The 18,292-nt window shown below is 68.3% G+C and carries 17 protein-coding genes and 1 riboswitch; of the genes, 9 read left to right on the top strand and 8 right to left on the bottom strand.

The features are described 5' to 3' along the window. Window positions 1–11: 11 nt before the first annotated feature. On the bottom strand, window positions 12–1,001 hold the full coding sequence (locus tag AAC979_RS20965) for a TIGR03885 family FMN-dependent LLM class oxidoreductase (protein WP_371348833.1): 990 nt from the start codon (window positions 999–1,001) through the stop codon (window positions 12–14). 208 nt (window positions 1,002–1,209) lie between these two features. On the opposite strand from AAC979_RS20965, the gene AAC979_RS20960 reads away from it, so the two are divergent. From AAC979_RS20960 to AAC979_RS20945, 4 genes are read left to right on the top strand one after another with little or no spacing between them, the layout of a single operon-like run. Beyond that, complete coding sequence (locus tag AAC979_RS20960; protein ID WP_371348831.1) at window positions 1,210–2,130, top strand: ABC transporter substrate-binding protein; 921 nt, start codon at window positions 1,210–1,212, stop codon at window positions 2,128–2,130. Then, window positions 2,127–3,371 (top strand): ABC transporter permease, encoded by a 1,245-nt coding sequence (locus tag AAC979_RS20955; protein ID WP_371348830.1) that lies wholly within the window; start codon window positions 2,127–2,129, stop codon window positions 3,369–3,371. Before AAC979_RS20960 ends, AAC979_RS20955 begins: the two co-directional genes overlap by 4 nt. Beyond that, on the top strand, window positions 3,368–4,300 hold the full coding sequence (locus AAC979_RS20950) for an ABC transporter ATP-binding protein (protein WP_371348829.1): 933 nt from the start codon (window positions 3,368–3,370) through the stop codon (window positions 4,298–4,300). The genes AAC979_RS20955 and AAC979_RS20950 overlap by 4 nt, the downstream gene beginning before the upstream one ends. Next, on the top strand, window positions 4,297–5,073 hold the full coding sequence (locus tag AAC979_RS20945) for an ABC transporter permease (protein WP_371348828.1): 777 nt from the start codon (window positions 4,297–4,299) through the stop codon (window positions 5,071–5,073). The genes AAC979_RS20950 and AAC979_RS20945 overlap by 4 nt, the downstream gene beginning before the upstream one ends. Here AAC979_RS20945 and AAC979_RS20940 read toward each other — a convergent pair. From AAC979_RS20940 to AAC979_RS20920, 5 genes are all read right to left on the bottom strand, one after another. Beyond that, window positions 5,070–5,360 carry a hypothetical protein gene (locus AAC979_RS20940; protein WP_371348827.1) on the bottom strand — a complete coding sequence of 97 codons (291 nt, stop codon included), beginning with the start codon at window positions 5,358–5,360 and terminating at the stop codon, window positions 5,070–5,072. The two genes, AAC979_RS20945 and AAC979_RS20940, sit on opposite strands and share 4 nt — an antisense overlap. A 147-nt stretch (window positions 5,361–5,507) precedes the next feature. Next, window positions 5,508–6,338, bottom strand: a complete 831-nt coding sequence (locus tag AAC979_RS20935) for an ABC transporter permease (RefSeq protein ID WP_371348826.1) — start codon at window positions 6,336–6,338, stop codon at window positions 5,508–5,510. 3 nt (window positions 6,339–6,341) lie between these two features. Continuing rightward, window positions 6,342–7,193, bottom strand: coding sequence for an ABC transporter permease (locus tag AAC979_RS20930; RefSeq protein ID WP_371348825.1), 852 nt, complete (start codon window positions 7,191–7,193; stop codon window positions 6,342–6,344). Window positions 7,194–7,334: 141 nt separating this feature from the next. Further along, window positions 7,335–8,648 carry a PotD/PotF family extracellular solute-binding protein gene (locus tag AAC979_RS20925; RefSeq protein WP_371348824.1) on the bottom strand — a complete coding sequence of 438 codons (1,314 nt, stop codon included), beginning with the start codon at window positions 8,646–8,648 and terminating at the stop codon, window positions 7,335–7,337. 47 nt (window positions 8,649–8,695) lie between these two features. Next, complete coding sequence (locus AAC979_RS20920) at window positions 8,696–9,787, bottom strand: ABC transporter ATP-binding protein (RefSeq protein WP_371348822.1); 1,092 nt, start codon at window positions 9,785–9,787, stop codon at window positions 8,696–8,698. Window positions 9,788–10,128: 341 nt separating this feature from the next. Here AAC979_RS20920 and AAC979_RS20915 point away from each other — a divergent pair, with 341 nt between their 5' ends. Beyond that, entirely contained in the window at window positions 10,129–11,103 is a 975-nt protein-coding gene (locus tag AAC979_RS20915; RefSeq protein ID WP_371348821.1) for a Bug family tripartite tricarboxylate transporter substrate binding protein, read from the top strand. Between the two features lie 114 nt (window positions 11,104–11,217). On the opposite strand, the gene AAC979_RS20910 is transcribed toward AAC979_RS20915, so the two are convergent. Next, entirely contained in the window at window positions 11,218–12,444 is a 1,227-nt protein-coding gene (locus AAC979_RS20910) for a URC4/urg3 family protein (protein WP_371348820.1), read from the bottom strand. A gap of 148 nt (window positions 12,445–12,592) precedes the next feature. Continuing rightward, complete coding sequence (locus AAC979_RS20905) at window positions 12,593–13,861, bottom strand: GTP cyclohydrolase II (protein WP_371348819.1); 1,269 nt, start codon at window positions 13,859–13,861, stop codon at window positions 12,593–12,595. 215 nt (window positions 13,862–14,076) lie between these two features. Here AAC979_RS20905 and upp point away from each other — a divergent pair, with 215 nt between their 5' ends. The 4 genes from upp to hemA all read left to right on the top strand — a co-directional run bounded on the left by upp (window position 14,077) and on the right by hemA (window position 18,290). After that, window positions 14,077–14,739 carry a uracil phosphoribosyltransferase gene (gene upp, locus AAC979_RS20900; protein ID WP_371348818.1) on the top strand — a complete coding sequence of 221 codons (663 nt, stop codon included), beginning with the start codon at window positions 14,077–14,079 and terminating at the stop codon, window positions 14,737–14,739. 99 nt (window positions 14,740–14,838) lie between these two features. Then, window positions 14,839–14,950: riboswitch (guanidine-I (ykkC/yxkD leader) on the top strand. A gap of 93 nt (window positions 14,951–15,043) precedes the next feature. Beyond that, window positions 15,044–16,249: an agmatinase family protein gene (locus AAC979_RS20895; RefSeq protein ID WP_371348816.1), complete on the top strand. Its 1,206-nt coding sequence runs from the start codon at window positions 15,044–15,046 to the stop codon at window positions 16,247–16,249. Window positions 16,250–16,398: 149 nt separating this feature from the next. Further along, complete coding sequence (locus AAC979_RS20890; protein WP_371348815.1) at window positions 16,399–16,929, top strand: hypothetical protein; 531 nt, start codon at window positions 16,399–16,401, stop codon at window positions 16,927–16,929. 134 nt (window positions 16,930–17,063) lie between these two features. After that, the gene (gene hemA, locus AAC979_RS20885; protein ID WP_371348813.1) at window positions 17,064–18,290 is read left to right on the top strand and encodes a 5-aminolevulinate synthase; all 1,227 of its coding nucleotides are present in this window, start codon (window positions 17,064–17,066) and stop codon (window positions 18,288–18,290) included. Window positions 18,291–18,292 lie beyond the last annotated feature (2 nt).

Raw genomic sequence — 18,292 nt, 5'->3', positions numbered from 1 at the left:
TAAAGGTCTGGTCAGGCCCGGCCCCGCAATTGGGGAAGCACGAGGGCGCCAAACGTCTCGATGAACGCCTGCTGGTTTAGCCCGACATTGTGAAGGTAGATGTCGCCGAAGCCGAGTTCGGCCAATTCCGCCAGCCGCGCCGCGTGCCAGCCGGGATCGTCGGAAATGAGGATGCTGTCGTCGAGGTCTTCCGGCCGCACCAGCCGCGTGGCGGCGTCGAACTGTTCCGGCAGTTTCAGCTCGGCGGCGACGGAAGAGGACAGCGTGTTGAAACGCCACTGGTCATGCGCGTTGGCGCGCGCCTCGTCCATTGTGCCGGCATAGGAGAGATGCACCTGCAGCACCAGTCTCTTGCCCGCGCCGCCGCCCTCATGGAAAGCCTCGATGATCGCCCGCAGCCGCTCCATGGGCTGGTTGATGGTGACAAGGCCGTCCGCCCATGCCCCCGCCCGTCGCGCCGTCTCCGGCGTCAGCGCGGCGGCGATGAAAGCGGGCGGCACGGACGGGCGCGTATAGAGCCGCGCCTCCTCGACCGCGATCAGCCCGCCCTGCCGGTTCACCGTCTCCCCGGCAAACAGGGCGCGCATGATCTCCACCGCCTCAGTCAGCCGCGCGTCGCGCTCCGGCTTGGATGGCCAGCGCTGCCCCGTCACGCGCTCATTGAGCGCTTCGCCGGAGCCGAGCGCCATCCAGAACCGCTCGGGAAACATCTCCGCCAGCGTCGCCGCCGCCTGCGCGGTCAGCGCGGGATGGTAGCGCCGGCCGATCGGCGTGGTGACGACGCCGAAGGAGAGCGAGGTGGTCGCCAGCGCCGCGCCGAGCCAGCTCCAGGCATAGCCGGAATGCGGCTGGCGCGCGCTCCACGGCGCGAAATGGTCCGAGCACATCGCCGCCGCGAACCCCGCCTGTTCCGCCGCCTGCACATGGGCAAGCAGGGCGCTGGGGGCGAACTGCTCATGCGAGGCGTGATAGCCGATGCGAAGAAAGGGCGCGGCGGGCATGCGGGAAATCCGGTAGCTGGAGGAACGGGACGCTCGTCCCGCAGGGCGTGGAAGCAAACGTCCGAGCCGCCCCAGGGTTTCCGCCGCCCTGTTGCCGAAGATGGCAAAGAGCCGGTTTTCGGTTTGCCCGCCGGGCGAAGGGTGGAACAATCGCGCCGGTGCCGGCTTGTGTCGGCAGCATCTCGACACCAGTCCAAGGGGGGATTGCATGCCCATATCCATCAGCCGGCGCGGCCTGCTGGCCACCCTCGCGGCGGCGGCGCTGGTGCCGGGTGCCGCCCGCGCCGCCGCGCCCGTGGTGGTGAGTTCGAAGATCGACACCGAGGGCGCGGTGCTCGGCAACATCATCGCGCTGGTGCTGGAGCATGCCGGCATTCCGGTGACGCGCCGGCTGCAGCTCGGCCCGACCAAGATCGTGCGCACCGCGCTGCTGGCGGGCGAGATCGACCTCTACCCCGAATATACCGGCAATGCCGGCTTCTTCTTCGCCATGGCGGACGATCCGGTGTGGAAGAATGCCGGCGCCGCCTATGAGAAGGCCCGCGATCTCGACGCCGCTAATGGCCTGGTCTGGCTCGCCCCTGCCCCCGCCGACAACACCTGGGGCATCGCCGTGCGCGGCGATGTGGCGGCGCGCGAGAGCCTCGCCACCATGGAGGATTTCGCGCGCTGGACGAAGGATAGCGAGGTGAAGCTCGCCGCCTCGGCCGAATTCGTGGAAAGCGCGGCGGCGCTGCCCGCCTTCCAGCAGGCTTATGGCTTCAAGCTGTCCGGCGACCAGTTGCTGGTGCTCTCCGGCGGCGACACCGCCGCCACCATCAAGGCGGCGGCGGAAGGCACGTCCGGGGTCAACGCCGCCATGGTCTATGGCACGGACGGCGCCATCGCCGCGCTGAACCTCAAGGTGATGACCGACACCAAGCAGGTGCAGCCGGTCTACCAGCCCGCGCCGGTGATCCGCAAAGGCGTGCTCGACGCCTATCCCGCCATTGCCGACGCGCTCGCCCCCGCCTTTGCCGGACTCGACCTGGCGACGCTGCAGCGGCTGAACGCGCAGGTGCAGCTCGAAGGGCGCGACGCGCGCGCGGTTGCCGAGGCCTATCTCAAGGCGCAGGGGCTGCTCGGGTGAGGCACCTCGCCGGCCGGGCGCCGGCACGCGCCGGCGACGCCGACGGCAGCCAGGGCGGGATCCCTGATGCGCGAACGGGTGAGGCGCGCAGCGGGCTCGACCTTCTGCCGCTGCTCTTCGCTGCCATCGCCCTTGCGGGCCTGCTCGCAGGCGGCTTCGTCGTCGTCGCCCCCAACCGGCTGCTGTCGGGAAGCCCGCTCCCGCTCTGGGCGGCAGCGGGGTCCGCTGCTGCGGCGCTGGTGCTGGCGCCGCTCGCCCTCATTGCGGGGCTGGCGATGCGGCCCGCGTGGCGCGCGCGGCACGCGCTGACCGGCCTCGCCGCCGCCGCGCTGGTCGTGGCCGCGCTCGGCGTGGCCGGGCTGGCGGCCGGCGCGCAGGCCGAAGCGGCGGGGTCGCTCACCCGCGTCTCGCTCGGAACCGGCTTCTGGGTCGCGGTGGTGGCGGGGCTGCTCCTCCTCGCCGACAGCACCGAGCGGACATCGCATCCGGCCGGCAAGGCCGTGCCGCTGCTCGCCCTGCTGGCCGGCCTTGCCGCGCTGCTCGCCAGCGGCGGCCTCGCTTCGCTGTCGCTGGCGCGGGAATATGCGGTGCGCCAGGAGGCCTATCGCGACGAGGTGCTGCGGCATCTGCAACTGACCGGCGCCGGCCTCGTTCTGGCGGTGATCGTCGGCGGGGTGATCGGGCTCATGGCCTATCGCCGGCCGCGGCGCGCCGGCCCGATCTTCGCCGTGCTCAACATCGTCCAGACCATTCCCTCGCTCGCTCTCTTCGCCCTCCTCATCGGTCCCATCACCCTCCTCACCGGCCTCGTGCCGGGCCTTCGCCACCTCGGCATTTCCGGCATCGGAGCGACGCCCGCCATCCTCGCGCTGGGGCTCTACGGCCTGCTCCCGGTCGCCCGCGGCGTCCATGCGGGCCTGTCTAACGTCCCGTCGGATCTCGTGGAATCGGCGCGGGGCATGGGTATGACGCCGGCGCAGATCGTCCGCCACACGCTGGTGCCGCTCGCCCTGCCGACGCTGCTGCAGACGCTGCGCCTTACCCTGGTGCAGCTCATCGGCCTCGCCACCCTCGCCGCCCTGATCGGCGCAGGGGGCCTAGGAACCTTTATTTTTCAAGGACTTGGACAGAGCGCTGCCGATCTCGTCCTGCTCGGCGCGCTCTCCGCCATCGCCCTCGCCTTGCTGGCCGACACCGCCCTGCGAGGTCTCTCCCTGCTCCTGCTGCGGAGGCAAGCGTGATCCGCTTCGAGGCTGTCTCCAAGCGCTTCGGCGCGGCATCGGCGCTTGATGGCGTGACGCTGGACGTGCCGCGCGGCACGCTCTGCGCGCTGGTCGGCAGCTCGGGTTCGGGCAAGTCGACCCTGCTGCGCCTCGCCAACAGGCTGCTCGAACCCGATGGCGGACGCATCCTCATCGAGGGCTCCGACATCGCCACGCTCGCCCCGGTCGAACTGCGCCGGCGTATAGGCTATGTCATTCAGTCGGTTGGTCTTTTTCCGCATTGGACTGTCGCGCGCAACGTCGCCACCGTGCCGGTGCTGCTGGGATGGCCGGCGGCGCGCATCCGGTTGCGCGTGGCCGAGCTGCTCGATCTCGTCGGCCTGCCGCCCGAAAGCCACGCCCAGCGCTACCCCGACGAACTCTCCGGCGGCCAGCAGCAGCGCGTCGGCGTGGCGCGGGCGCTGGCGGCCGAGCCCGAGCTTCTGCTGATGGACGAGCCCTTTGGCGCCGTCGATCCGCCGACGCGGCGGGGGCTGCAGGATAGCCTGATCGACATTCAGCAGCGCATCGGCACCACCATCCTGCTCGTCACCCATGATGTCGAGGAGGCGATCCGCCTTGGCGGCACGCTGGCGGTGCTGCACCAGGGTCGCCTGTTGCAGACCGGCACGCCGGCCGAGGTGCTGGCGCATCCCGCGAACGAGGCGGTGGCGCGCTTTTTCGGCGGGCCGCTGCTGGGGCTCAACAGGCTCAAGGCGCTGCGGGTCGGCGACCGCGCGGATTTCAGCGCCGCGCCATCGGTGGATGGCGCGCCGATCGACGCCGACGCCACGCTGGAAGCGGCTCTGGCCCGCATGGTGGCGGAAGGATGTGCCCGGCTGCCGGTGCGAAGCCTCGCAGATGGCCGCGCCGGCCTGATCGCCCTCACCGACCTGGTCCGCCCATGAACCGAAACCGGGCGAGACAGTTTGCGTGGCATCTCGCCCGCCGACCGGCGATCTGGGCCGGGGCGGCCTTCCTCGCCCTCACCTTTGGCATGGACGCACTGGCGCCGCATCTCGGCATTTTGTTTCCGCCGGGCACGCGCCTCGTCTACAGCCGCGCCAGCTTTCCCGAACTGGTAGCAGCGCATGCGCTGCTGACCGGCTCGGCCAGCCTCGTCGCGGTTGCGCTCGGGGCCGGCGCCGCGCTGTTCGCTACCCGCCCGGCGGGGCGGGCCTATGCGCCGACGCTGGAGCGGCTCGGCGCGCTGGCACAGACCTTTCCGCCCGTCGCCGTGCTGGCGCTCGCCGTGCCGAGCCTCGGCTATGGCGCCCTGCCGACCGCCTTCGCGCTGGTGCTTTACGGCGTGCTGCCGGTGATGGGCGCCGGCATGGCGGGGTTGCGCAGCGTGCCGGCGCCGGTGCTGGAGGCGGCGGACGGCATCGGCTTTTCGCCGGCCGGCCGGCTATGGCGGATCGAGTTGCCGCTGGCGGCGCCGATCCTGTTCGCGGGCATCCGCCTTTCGGTGACGATCGGCATCGGCACCGCCACGATCGGCTCGACGGTGGGCGCGCTGACCCTCGGCTCTCCGATCATTGACGGGCTGTCGGCCGGCAATCCCGCCTTCGTGCTGCAGGGCACGGTGCTGGTGGCGCTGTTCGCCGTCGCCGTCGATCTGGCGCTCGGCGAGGTGCAGCGCGCGCTGCCGCAGCGCGCGCCGCCGCGGAAAGGGGCCTAGTTGCCGTGGCCTGAACGCTCCTGGCAGCGATAGCCGGCGAGGCACTGGCTCTGGTCCTGCGAGGGAATCCAGCTTGGCGCGCCGCCATCGGCAGCATCGCACAGGCTGGGATTGGAGACGACGCGGCTGAGGTCGCCGCTGCCGGTATCGAACACCACGGCACCACGCTGCTGCACCAGCGCGTTCACCGCCGCGCAGCTCATACTGGTGGAGCGCGGCGTCTCCTGCGCCTGCGCCGTGGCGGCGGCAAGGATCAGCGCAGCCGAAAGGAAAAGGACACTTCGCATTGGGGGCTCCCGAGAACATGTCGCCGCGCTCCTGCGGAGCCGGCGAACGGCACATGGCGGCCGCAACGGTATCCTAGCAAATCCGCCGCACGACGACAGGCAAAGCCGCGTGAAGCCCCGCTGGCGCAATCCTGATGCAGGCCTCCTTCACCCCGCCAGCCGGCGGGCACGGCGCTTGCGCAGCACGGCGATGGTCGCCAGTGCGAGGAGGATCACCGCCAGCGAAAACACCGTCGTCACCGTGCCCAGCGCATAAAGCACCGGCGTCGTGACATTGGTGGTCATGCCGTAGATCTCGAGCGGCAGCGTGTTGAAGCTGCCGGAGGTCATCAGCGTGCGGGCGAATTCGTCATAGGACAGGGTGAAGCCGAACAGGCCGACGCCGATGAGGCTCGGCAGGATGATCGGCAGCACCACATGGGCGAAAGTCTGCCACGGGCTGGCGCCGAGATCGCGCGCGGCTTCCTCATAGGCCGGGTTGAAACGGTTGAACACAGCGAACATGATCAGGAGGCCGAAGGGCAGCGTCCAGGTGAGGTGCGCGCCGAAGCCGGAGGAATACCAGGCCGGCTCCAGCCCGAACACGTTGAAGGCGAGGCCGATGCCGAGCGAGATCAGGATCGAGGGCACGATCAGGCTGGCAATGGTGAGGTAGAACAGCGGCCCGCTGCCGAGGAAGCGGCGGCGGAAGGCGAGCCCCGCCAGCAACGACACCACCACCGTCGTGAGCATGGTCATCAGCCCGAGAACCAGCGAGCGCGAGAAGGCGCCGCCGAAGTCGCCGACCGCCTGCTGCTCGAACAGAAGGTTCTCGAACCAGCGCAACGACACCCCGTTCATCGGGAAGGTGAGCCCGCCATTCGGCCCCTGAAAGGAGAGGATGAAGATGGTCGAGAGCGGGCCGTAGAGGAACAGCACGAACAGGATGAAGAAGGCGGTGAGCACATAGAAGCCGGGGCCGCGCTTGTCCGAGTTCATCGCTCACAGCTCCTTGCGGATGTTGACGATGCGCAGGATGCCGGCGACCAGCAGCAGCACCAGCGCGAGCAGGATCACCGCATTGGCGGCCGCCGCCGGATATTGCAGCAGCGCGATCTGGTTCGCCATCATCAGACCGACCGAGGCGGACTGACCGCCGGACATGAAACGGACGGTGATGAAGTCGCCCATGACCAGCGTCACCACGAAGATCGAGCCGATGGCGATGCCGGGCTTGGCGAGCGGGATGATCACATTGGTAAGGATCTGGAAGGCGCTGGCACCTGCGTCGCGCGCCGCCTCGATCAGCGCCCGGTCGATGCGCATCAGCGTGTTGAAGATCGGGGTGACCATGAACAGCGTGTAGAGATGCACCATGGCCAGCACGACCGCGAAATCCGAGAACAGCAGGAATTCCAGCGGCTGGTCGATCACGCCCATCGACATCAGCGACTGGTTGAGCAGCCCGTTGCGGCCGAGGAACGGAATCCACGAGATCATGCGGATGATGTTCGAGGTCAGGAACGGGATGGTGCAGATGAGGAACAGCACCATCTGCATGGTCGCCGAGCGGATGTGGAAGGCAAGGTAATAGGCGACCCAGAATCCGATAATGAGCGTCACCGCCCAGACGATGACGGTGTATTTCAGCGTGTTGAGATAGGTGCTCCAGGTCACCGGCGAGGTGATCGTCTCCTCGTAATTGGTGAAGACGAAAGCCGGGAAGATCTGGATCGAATCGTAATCCCAGAAGCTCACCATCACGATGGTGGCGATCGGCAGCACCAGGAACGCCGCCAGGATCAGCGTCAGCGGCGTGGCCTGCAGATAGGGGGCGATCCGGGACAGGGTCATACGGGGCCGATCCGGTGCGGAACTTCGATCCTGTGGAACGTCATGGCCGGGCTTGACCCGGCCATCCACGTCCTTCTGGCGTCGAAGAAGCGTGGATCCCCGGGCCCAGCCCGGGGATGACGTCGTATGCGTCGCAAGGCCTCACGCGGCGATGAATTCGTTCCAGCGGCGGACCATGTAGCGGTCCTCGTCCATCACCGAGTTCCAGCACGCCACCGCGCCCATGCGCTCCTGGAACGAGCCGCCGTCGCGCACCGCGCCGGCCGTGTACATCACCTTGCCCTCGGGCGAGAGGATGTCGGCCTTGGCCGGCTGGCCCAGCATCCAGAACGCCCATTCGTCCGGAGTCATGTTCTTCTCGGCGGTGGAGAGCACGGCGGAATAATAGCCCTGCCGGTTGAGATAGGCGCCGACCCAGCCGGAGAGATACCAGTTGATGTACTCATAGGCCGCGTCGAGTTGCGCGCCCTTCAGGTGCTTGGCGATGCCGAGGCCGCCGCCCCAGGCGCGGTAACCTTCCTCCAGCGGCTGGTAGACGCAGGCAATGCCCTTGGAACGCACCGCCGCCACCGCCGGCGACCACATGGACTGGATCACCACCTCGCCCGAGGCCATCAGGTTCACGCTCTCGTCGAAGGTCTTCCAGAAGGCGCGGAACTGGCCGGCCTTCTTGGTCTTGATCAGGAAGTCGATCGTGGTGTCGATCTCCGCCTTGGTCATGTTGCCCTTGTCGCCATATTTGATGATGCCGGCGCTCTCGCAGATCATCGCCGCATCCATGATGCCGATGGACGGGATGTTGAGGATCGAGGTCTTGCCCTTGAAGGCGGGATCGAGAATGTCCTTCCAGTTCTTGATCGGCCGGCCGACGAGATCGGGGCGGATGCCGAGCGTATCGGCGTTGTAGATGGTCGGGATAAGCGTCATCCACTGGGTCGGCGCGGGCGCGAATTTCTTGGAATCCGGGCCTTCGACGAAGCCGACCGTGTTCGGCGCGGTGCCCTGGGCGATCTTCGAGTCGGGGGTCAGCTTGCCGGTGGTGAAGATGGGCACGATCTGGTCGTAATATTTGATCTTGGTCACATCCATCGGCTGCAGCGTGCCGGCGGCGAACACCTTCTTGCAGATCCAGTATTCGATATCGGCGATGTCGAAGGAATTGGCCTGCGTCACCACGCGCTGCGACACCGCGTCGGAATCGAGCGCGGTCATCTGCAGGGTGATGCCGAGATCCGCCTTGCACTTCTCGGCGATGGCGTTGAGGTTCGACACGCCGGTGCCGAACTGGCGCAGCGTGATCGGGTTCTGCGCCCAGATGGTGGGGAAGCCGGTCACCGCCTGCCCGCCGACGGCGAGACCGCCGAGCGCCGCCGCGCCCTTGAGCAGGCCGCGACGGCTGACGCCGGTTCCCTTGGCGACCTTGGTGCCGGTGCGATCCGTGGTCTTCTGGCTCATCAATCTCTCCCGAGCGTTGTCGGCGGTGGCATGGGCGGGTGAAGCGGTCAGGCGGCGGGCGACGCCCGGAGGATGTGCACGTCCTGCGGAGTCCAGGCGAGCGGCACGGCATCCCCGACGCTGAGCGGGGCGGCGAAGAAGGCGGTCTCCGGCACCTGCACGGAAAACTCGGCAATGCCGGGGGCATTGAGCGCCACCTGCACCTTCTGGCCGTGATATTCGATGTTCTGCACGAGGCCGGTGAGACCGCAGCCCGGCCGCGTGCCGGCGCCGAGCGTCACCCGGTCGGTGCGCACGGCGATCTCCACCGGCGCGCCCGGTTCCAGCCCCGGCGCGGCCGGCGCGCGGAACGCGGCACCGCCGGGCACTTCAAAGGTCACGTCCTCGCCGATATCCGTCACCCGGCCGGCGATGACATTGTGGTCGCCCATGAAGCGAGCGACGAAGGCGGTGGCCGGTCGGTTGAACACCTCGCGCGGCGTGCCGGCCTGTTCGATCCGCCCGCCATTCATCACCACCACGAGGTCGGAGAGCGCCATCGCCTCCTCCTGGCTGTGGGTGACGTGAATGAAGGAAATGCCGAGCTGAAGCTGCAGCTTCTTCAGTTCCTGCCGCACCTTGATCTTGAGGAAGGGATCGAGCGCCGACAGCGGCTCGTCCAGCAGCAGCGCCTGCGGATCGGTGATCAGCGCCCGGGCCAGCGCCACGCGCTGCTGCTGGCCGCCGGAAAGCTGGGCGGGGCGGCGCTCAGCGAGATGATCCATCTGCACGAGCCGGAGCATGTCCAGTGCCCGCGCCCGGCGCGCGGCCTTGTCCACCCCCTTCATCTTCAGCGAGAAGGCGACATTGTCGACGCTGTCGAGATGGGGAAACAGCGCGTAGCTTTGAAACATCATCGCCGTGCCGCGCTTGGCCGGCGGCAGGTCGGACACGACCGTCGGGCCGAGGCGGATATCGCCCTCGGTAAGGCTCTCATGGCCGGCGATCATGCGCAGCGTGGTGGTCTTGCCGCAGCCGGACGGCCCGAGCAGGCAGCAATAGGTGCCGGCGGGGATCTTCAGCGAGACATGGTCGACCGCGAGCGCCGCGCCATAGCGCTTGGTCACGTCGATGAGTTCGATATCGGCGCCCTTGCTCATCGCGTCGGCACGGCTCCCCTGTCGCTCTGACCCGGCGCCTCTCACGCAAGCGATATGCCAGTCGGAGCAACCCTGCCGCGCAGCGCGGCCTGTCACGCTCGTCGCAAGGCGTCGCCGGGCCGACGCGGAGCGAGGTACCTCATGACGCGCGCTGCTGCCTAGCGAACAGGCACGGCGCGCCTTTCCTGCCCAGTTTGCCGCCCGCTGCGCCCGCGCGGAACCGCCGCTCCTGCGACGCATGACGGATTGAGCGTGACGCGGCGATGCCGCACTCTAGATCAGACCGAGGGTCCGCAGAGGCCCGCCGCGCGCATGGGGTGCGCGGGAGGAGGAGATGCCGCATGAAACGCACGCTTTTCGCCGCCGCCCTTGCCGCGCTGGGGGTTGCTCTGGCCCCGGCAGGCCCAGCCGCCGCGCAGGACTTTCCCAACCGCCCGGTGACGCTGGTCATTCCCTTTTCCGCCGGCGGCTCCACCGATCTCGTCGGCCGCCTCGTCGCCGAGCGTATGAGTGCGGAACTCGGCCAGCCCGTGGTGGTGGAAAACAAGGGCGGCGCCGGCGGCAATCTCGGCGCGGCGCAGGTCGCCAAGGCGAACCCGGACGGCTACACCATCCTGATGGGCACGGTGGCCACCCATGCGCTGAACCCGGCCCTGTACAAGAAGATGCCCTATGACCCCGTCACCAGCTTTGCGCCGGTGTCGCTGCTGGTCATCGTGCCGAACGTGCTGGTGGTCAACCCGGATTTCCCCGCCAAGACGACGGAGGAACTGATCGCGCTGCTGAAGAAGGACCCGGACAAATACTCCTATGCCTCATCCGGCAATGGCACGCCGCTGCATCTCTCCGGCGAGCTGTTCAAGAGCATGGCGGATGTCGACATGCAGCACATTCCCTATCAGGGCGCCGGGCCGGCGCTGGTCGATGTGCTGTCCGGCCAGGTGCCGATCATGTTCGACAATCTCCCCTCCTCCACCAGCCACATCAAGTCCGGCAAGCTGCGGGCGCTGGGCGTGACCACCGCCAAGCGCGCGCCCTCCTTCCCCGATCTGCCGGCCATCGCCGAGGCAGTGCCGGGCTATGAGACCTATACCTGGAACGCCGTCTTCGCTCCCGCAGGCACGCCGCCGGAGGTGGTCGCCAAGCTCAACGCCGCCGCCAATGCGGCGCTGGCGGACCCGAAGGTGCAGGCCCGCCTCGCCGATTTCAGCGCCGTGTCGGTCGGCTCGACGCCGGAGGAACTGGGCGAGCATGTGAAGAAGGAAATCGCCAAATGGGCGCCGATCGTGAAGGCGTCCGGCGCGCAGCTGGACTGAGCCCCCCTCTGACAGGGGTGTCATCCCGGCCGTAGCGCAGCGCAGGGCCGGGGTCGCTCCCCCTTCCGCACATGATCCCGGATCGGCCTTCGGCCGTCCGGGATGACGAGAAGCTCAGAACACCGTGCCGTCGGCGTCGATGGCGAGCGGCGGCGGGCCGGCGGGCGGACGACGCTCGGCGGCGATGCGGCGCCCGGCCATCCAGGTGCCGCCTTGCAGCAGCTTGGCGAGCGGAAACTGGCTCGCATCGACCCCGAGCCGCTCGCGCACCCGATCAGCGAGAAGGTCCATCAGCGCCACGGTCAGGGCCCGCCATTCCACCACCAGCTCGGAATCGACCCGGTGCTTGCGCGCCGGATCGAGCGGCGCGCGCGGCAGAATCGCGCCGAGGTCGATCAGCAGCCCGCCATTGCGGTATTCCGGCAGCGCGGTCAGCGCGTCGAGTTCGGTCACGGCGAGCCCGGATTCCTCGAACGGCTCCAGCAGCGAATAGGTCAGCCATTGCGAGAGCTTGTGGAACGGCACGAGCTGGTCGGAGCGATCCGCCACCCGCACCGCCGGGTGCCGGCCCACATCGCCCAGCGCCACGCCGGCCACCTCCAGACCCGATGGCCAGATGACGGAAAGCCCGTCGAGCAGCGCTTTGAGGATGGCCTCCGCCGGCAGCCGGCCGATCCGCGCCTGCGGGGCGAGCGTGTCATAGAGCCCGCCGGGCCGCCCGTCCGGGCCGAAAAGGTCCGGCCGCGCCGCCACCGCCGCGCCGAGCCGGTTCAGCAGCGCCGCCCGCCCGGCGAGACCGACCAGCGGATTGGCGTCAGACACCTGAAAAAACCGGCCGAGCGTGCCGGCGTCGAGCGCGATCAGCGCCGCCGCATCGGCCCGCAGAGGCTGCGCGGGATCGGCGGAGAAGCCGCCGGCCGCGAACATGGCGAGGCTCGCCACCGCCAGCCCTTCCGAGCGGCCGATGGTGAGGCCCGTGCCCTCCTCATGGTAGCGCCAAGCGTCCCCCGCCCCGGCGTCGAGCAGCACGCTGACCACGGCGAGGTCGATCATGGTGCGCGCCCGCTCGGCGGCGTCCATGCCCTCAAGGCGCGGAGCGAGTGCCTCCCGGCGCGCCACCCCGCCGGCATCGAAGTGCCGCCAGCGGCTATGATAGGGAATGTCGAGGCTGGGATAGTCCTGCCGCGTCACCTCAGCCACATAGTCCGCCACCGCGTCGAGCGCACCGAGATCGACGGTGAAATGCGGCGACTGCCCGTCGCCCACATAATCAAGCACCTGGTGGCTGCGCGCACGCACGGCGGCGGGCGAACGCAGGGCGGCGAGTTCGGGGGGAATCATGGAGATTGCTTCTTCCAATTGGAACCAACGTCATCCCGGGCATGGCGTAGCCATGAACCGGGATCGCGTCATCACGTGCCCTCGTCGGCGAGCGATCCCGGATCGGACCCACGGCCCGTCCGGGATGACGGATAATGATGGGGCGCCTCTACTCCTCCAGCCCCCGGCCCTGCGTCTCCTCGAACCGGCTGTCGAAGCCGACGCCGTAATAGCCGGCGGAGACCTTCGCCTCCATCTCGACTCGGGCATCGGGCGGGATCAGATCGGCGGGGATCGGCACCCGCTCCACCACCTCGATACCGGCGCGGGCCAGCGCGTTGAACTTCATGTCGCTCATCGAGGCGAAACGGTCGATCTTCGAGATGCCGAGCCAGTGGAACACGTCCGGCATCAGCTCCTGGAAGCGCATGTCCTGCACCCCGGCGACGCATTCGGTGCGCTTGAAATAGGTCTCGGGCAGGTCGCCGCCCTCCTGCCGCTTGCGGGCGTTGTAGACAAGGAACTTCGTCACCTCGCCCAGCGCTCTTCCTTCCTTGCGGTTATAGACCACGAGGCCGGTGCCGCCCTTCTGCGCCATCTCCACGCACAGTTCGATGCCATGGGCGAGATAGGGCCGGCAGGTGCAGATGTCGGAGGAGAACACGTCCGAGCCGTTGCATTCGTCATGCACCCGGCAGGCGAGCGGGGTGACGCCGTCGCCGATCTTGGCGGGGTCACCGAACAGATAGAGCGTCATGCCGCCAATGGGCGGCAGGAAGACCTTGAGGTCGCCACGGGTGACGAGTTCCGGAAACATGCCGCCCGTATGCTCGAACAGCGCCCGGCGCAGCGCGCCCTCGGAGACGCCGAAGCGTTCGGCGATGCCGGGCAGGTACCATACCGGCTCGATCGCCGCCTTGGTGACGCGCACATCGCCCTTCGGCCCGATAATGTCGCCGTCGATGGTCAGCCGTCCGGCGCGCAGCGCCTCACGGATTTCCGGCATGTCGATACGGGCACGGGTGATGGCGATGCTGGGGCGCACATCGAGCCCCGCCGCGAGCTCGGGGCCGAACGCCTCGCCGATCATGTGGCCGAACGGGTCGAGCGAGACGATCTTGCCCGGATCGCCCCATTGCGGATGCGGGCCGATGATGTCGGAGGGCGCGGTATTGGTGAGGTCGGCCCTGAAATCGGCCGGCAGCGCTCCGGCGGCGATGGCGAGCGCGCGATAGACCGAATAGCCGCCCGCATGGGTGCCGATGGCGTTGCGCCGCTTCGGATCGGTCAGCGTGGCGACCACCGGTCCGCGCAGGGCCGGGTCGGGGGCGCCCCAGTTCAGCGCCGGGCCATCAGCCGCGACGCCGGTGGGCGCGCCATGGGAGGTGAGGACGATATGTTTGCGGGAACGACCGCCTGCACTGGCATTGACGGACATAGCTGGCTCGCTTCAAGTCCGGCGGACATCGCCGGCGTCCTGGAAGCAACGTATGTGAGCGTGAAAACGCCGCTTCCGCAAGGGGGCCGTCTGCCAGGCCGGCAAAAAACGGACGGAATGGTCCGTTTCTTGAATCCTTTTTCGCGCTATTCTGCGATCCGTGACGGGGCCGGCGACGTGCCGCGCGTCCCGTACCATGCGAGGACGACGCCGAGATGAACGCGCCCACCAATCCCAAGGCCGCCCTGCCGTCCACCACCGTCGTCGTCGATCACCCGCTGATCCAGCACAAGCTCACCCTGATGCGCCGCTCGCGCACCCCGGCGAACGAGTTCCGGCTGCTGCTGCGCGAGATCAGCATGCTGCTCGCCTATGAGGTGACGCGCGACATGCCGACCGAGATGATCGAGATCGACACGCCCATCACCACGATGCAGGCGCCGATCCTCGCCGGCAAGAAGCTGTGCCTCGTCTCGGTGCTGCGCGCCGGCGGCGGCATTCTGGAGGGCATGCTGGAAATCCTGCCCGCCGCCCGCGTCGGCCATGTCGGCCTCTACCGCGACCCGGTCTCGCTGGCGGCGGTGGAATATTATCTCAAGCTGCCGCGCGACATTTCCGAACGCACCGCCATCGTGCTCGATCCCATGCTCGCCACCGGCAATTCCGCGGCGGCGGCGGTGTCCGAGGTCAAGGCGGCGGGCTGCCAATCGGTGAAGTTCGTCTGTCTCATCGCCGCGCCGGAAGGGCTGAAGACGCTGCACGACGCCCATCCCGACGTGCCGGTCTATACGGCGGCGGTCGACAGCCACCTCAACGACCATGGCTATATCGTGCCCGGCATCGGCGATGCCGGCGACCGCATCTTCGGCACCAAATAGCGTGAGCGGCGGCGCGGGGCGCCGAAGATCTCGGCAACGCGCCCGTGCAACTGCCTGCCATACGGGCTTTGACCGGATGGCGGACCGTTCTACCCTTCGGGCAAATGTCCCTAGGGTTCCGGCGCCGCATGGCTGCGGCGCGCTGGTCCGAGAGGGGCAGCCGGGCGCGCCGCCAGTGCCCGGTCCACGGCGGGACAAAAGCCCGGGAGGCTCGCGCGGCGGCATTCGCGGCGAAGACCCTCTCGCATGCGCGCCGGGGTCTCCCGCGAAGGCCGTCAGGCCCTTCGACGAACGGAGACACGACATGCGCCGCTCCCCCACCCGTTCCCACCGCTTCGCCGGCCTCGCCCCCGCGCCGCAGCGCCAGCGCCTTCACCACCCCAATTTCGAAATCCGGGGCATGGAGGGCTGGAAGGCGCTGGAAGCGGAGGAAAAGCTCTCCGAGGATGGCTGGCGCAAGGAGCAGCAATGGGCGCTCGACATGGGCCTGCCCGGCGCGGACTCCATCACCGACAAGTCGATCCCGACCTTCGCGCGTGGCGAGCTGCCGCATTTCGCCGGCATCAACACCTTCATGAAGGCGCCCTATGTCGAGAATGTCCGCGATGTCGGCAAATATGACGCGGCGGTGCTGGGCATTCCCTTCGATAGCGGCACGACCTATCGCCCCGGCACCCGCTTCGGGCCGCAGGGCATCCGCCGCATCTCCGCGCTCTACACGCCCTATAATTACGAGCTCGGCGTTGATCTGCGCGAACAAATGACGCTGTGCGACGCCGGCGACGTGTTCACCATTCCCGCGAACTTGGAGAAGAGCTTCGACCAGATCTCCAAGGGCGTGAGCCACGTCTTCTCCTCCGGCGCGCTGCCGGTGATGCTGGGCGGCGACCATTCGATCGGCTTTCCCTGCGTGCGCGGCATCGCCGAATGCACCTCCAAGCGCATCGGCATCATCCATTTCGACCGCCATATCGACATCCAGGAAAAGGATCTCGATGAGCGCATGCACACCACGCCCTGGTACTGGGCGACCAACCTGCCAAATGTCTCGCCGAAAAATCTCGTCCAGCTCGGCATTGGCGGCTGGCAGGTTCCGCGCTATGGCGTGCAGGAGGCGAGGAAGCGCGGCACCAATGTGCTGACCATCGACGATATCGAGAAGATCGGGCTGGAAAAGGCGGCCGAGATCGCGCTCGAACTCGCCTGGAAGGATGCGGACGCGGTCTATATCTCCTTCGACGTGGACAGTATCGACTGCGGCTTCGTGCCCGGCACCGGCTGGCCGGAGCCCGGCGGATTCCTGCCGCGCGAGGCGCTGAAGATCCTCGGGCTGGTGGCGGCGGAAGGGCTGTGCGGTCTGGAGGTGGTGGAGGTCTCGCCGCCTTACGACACGTCCGACATCACCGCCCTGTTCGCCACCCGCGTGGTGGTGGAAGCGCTGGGCTCGATGATCGCCCATGGCAAGCTGGGCGCGCACAAGCACATCATCGACAAGCCGGTATCCTATTAGTTCGAGCCGGTTTCGACTTCGTCATCCCGGACGGCTCACAGGGCCGATCCGGGATCGCTCTCAGGCAGGTTGCGCCGCCTTCGGCGCACGATCCCGGCTCGGCGCGCCTGCGGCGCTCCGGCCGGGATGACGGCATAAAGGAGCGGCCCATGCATCGCGGCCACGACCATCATCACCACCACGACCATGGCGCCGGCGGGCACAGCCATTCTCATGCCCATGCCGAGGCGCATGCTCACGCTCATTCCCACTCCCATCCCCACGGCCATAATCACGGTCCCGCGCCCCGCCCGGCGGCGCAGTGGCAGACCCCGCATCTGCCGCACGGGCCGGAACCGGAAGAACACGCCCACGCCGAAGCCGATCTCGACCTGGTGGAAAAGGCTTTCGTGGAAGGCTTCGCCACCGCGAGCGACCCGACCAGCTTCCTGCGCCTCGCCCGCATCCCGTTCGATGCGGTGACAACGGAAGGCGCGCGTGTCAGCCTGCTGCGGGTCGAGACCGGCCAGACCACCGATGTCGGCGCGGTGATGCCGCATCTCGGCGGCGGCAGCTTCCGTTACGATCCGCTGCCCGCCGCCATGACCTCGCGCCGGCGCACGCTGCGCTTCGTCTATTTCGACGGCAGCGCCGCCGTGCCGATGACGCTGGAACAGGTTCGCACCCTCGCGCAGACGTGAGCGCGGTGGTTTTCCGATAGGCGCGCCCGATCGCCGCGTCCGGGCTTTGCCGGGTTGATCGGAACCGCTCCAAAGTTCATGGTGCCGACACAGTGCCTCGCTGGCTTGCCGGCGACGCCCAGTTGGGATGCGCCATGGACTACGCCCGTTTCTTCCAGGATGCCGTCGACACGCTCAAGAACGAGCGTCGCTACCGCACCTTCGCCGAAATCGAACGCGACACGGCGCGCTTCCCGCACGCCATCTGGCACACGCCGCAGGGCGAGCGTGACATCGTCATCTGGTGCTCCAACGATTATCTCGGCATGGGCTGCCACCCCGATGTGGTGGAAGCGATGTGCGCCACCGCGCGCCAATCCGGCGCCGGGGCCGGCGGCACCCGCAATATTTCCGGCAACAGCCATGCCGTCGTGGAGCTTGAAGCCGAACTCGCCGATCTGCACGGCAAGGAAGCCGGCCTCGTCTTCACCTCCGGCTACATCTCCAACCAGACCGGCATCGCCACGCTGGCGAAGCTGATCCCGAACTGCCTCATCCTCTCCGACGCGCTCAACCACAATTCGATGATCGAGGGCGTGCGCCAGGCCGGACGCGACAAGGCGGTGTTCCGGCATAACGACCTCGCCCATCTCGAAGAGCTGCTGCGCGCCGCCGGCGACCGGCCGAAGCTCGTCGTATTCGAGAGCATCTATTCCATGGATGGCGATGTCGCGCCCATCGGCGCCATCTGCGATCTCGCCGAGCGCTACGGCGCCATGACCTATCTCGACGAGGTTCATGCGGTTGGCATGTATGGCCCGCGCGGCGCCGGCGTCGCCGAGCGCGACGGCGTGATGCACCGGGTCGATGTGATCGAGGGCACGCTCGGCAAGGCGTTCGGCGTGGTCGGCGGCTACATCACCGGCAAGCGCGCGGTGATGGACGCGGTGCGCTCCTACGCGCCGGGCTTCATCTTCACCACCGCGCTGCCCCCGGCCGTGGCGGCGGCCGCCGCCGCGTCGGTGCGCCACCTCAAGGCTTCCGCCAGCGAGCGGGCCCGCCAGCAGGCGCAGGTCGCCAAGGTGAAGCGGGCGCTGGACCTCGCCGGCCTGCCGCAGATGGTGACCGATACCCATATCGTGCCGATCATGGTCGGCGACGCCGAGGCCTGCAAGGCCGCGAGCGACATGCTGCTGCAGGACCACGGCATCTATATCCAGCCGATCAACTACCCCACCGTGCCACGCGGCACGGAACGGCTGCGCATCACCCCCGGCCCGTTCCATGACGATGCGCTGATCGCCCATCTCGCCCATGCGCTGAGCGATGTGTGGAGCCGGCTCGGGCTCGGCTTCGTCAAGCGGGCGCAAGCGGCGGAATAATC

Origin of the sequence: Ancylobacter sp. IITR112 (genome assembly GCF_041415945.1) — a bacterium.
Lineage (GTDB): Bacteria > Pseudomonadota > Alphaproteobacteria > Rhizobiales > Xanthobacteraceae > Ancylobacter.
Note: the sequence above shows the minus strand (reverse complement) of the source record. Positions and strands in the feature narration are given on the sequence as shown.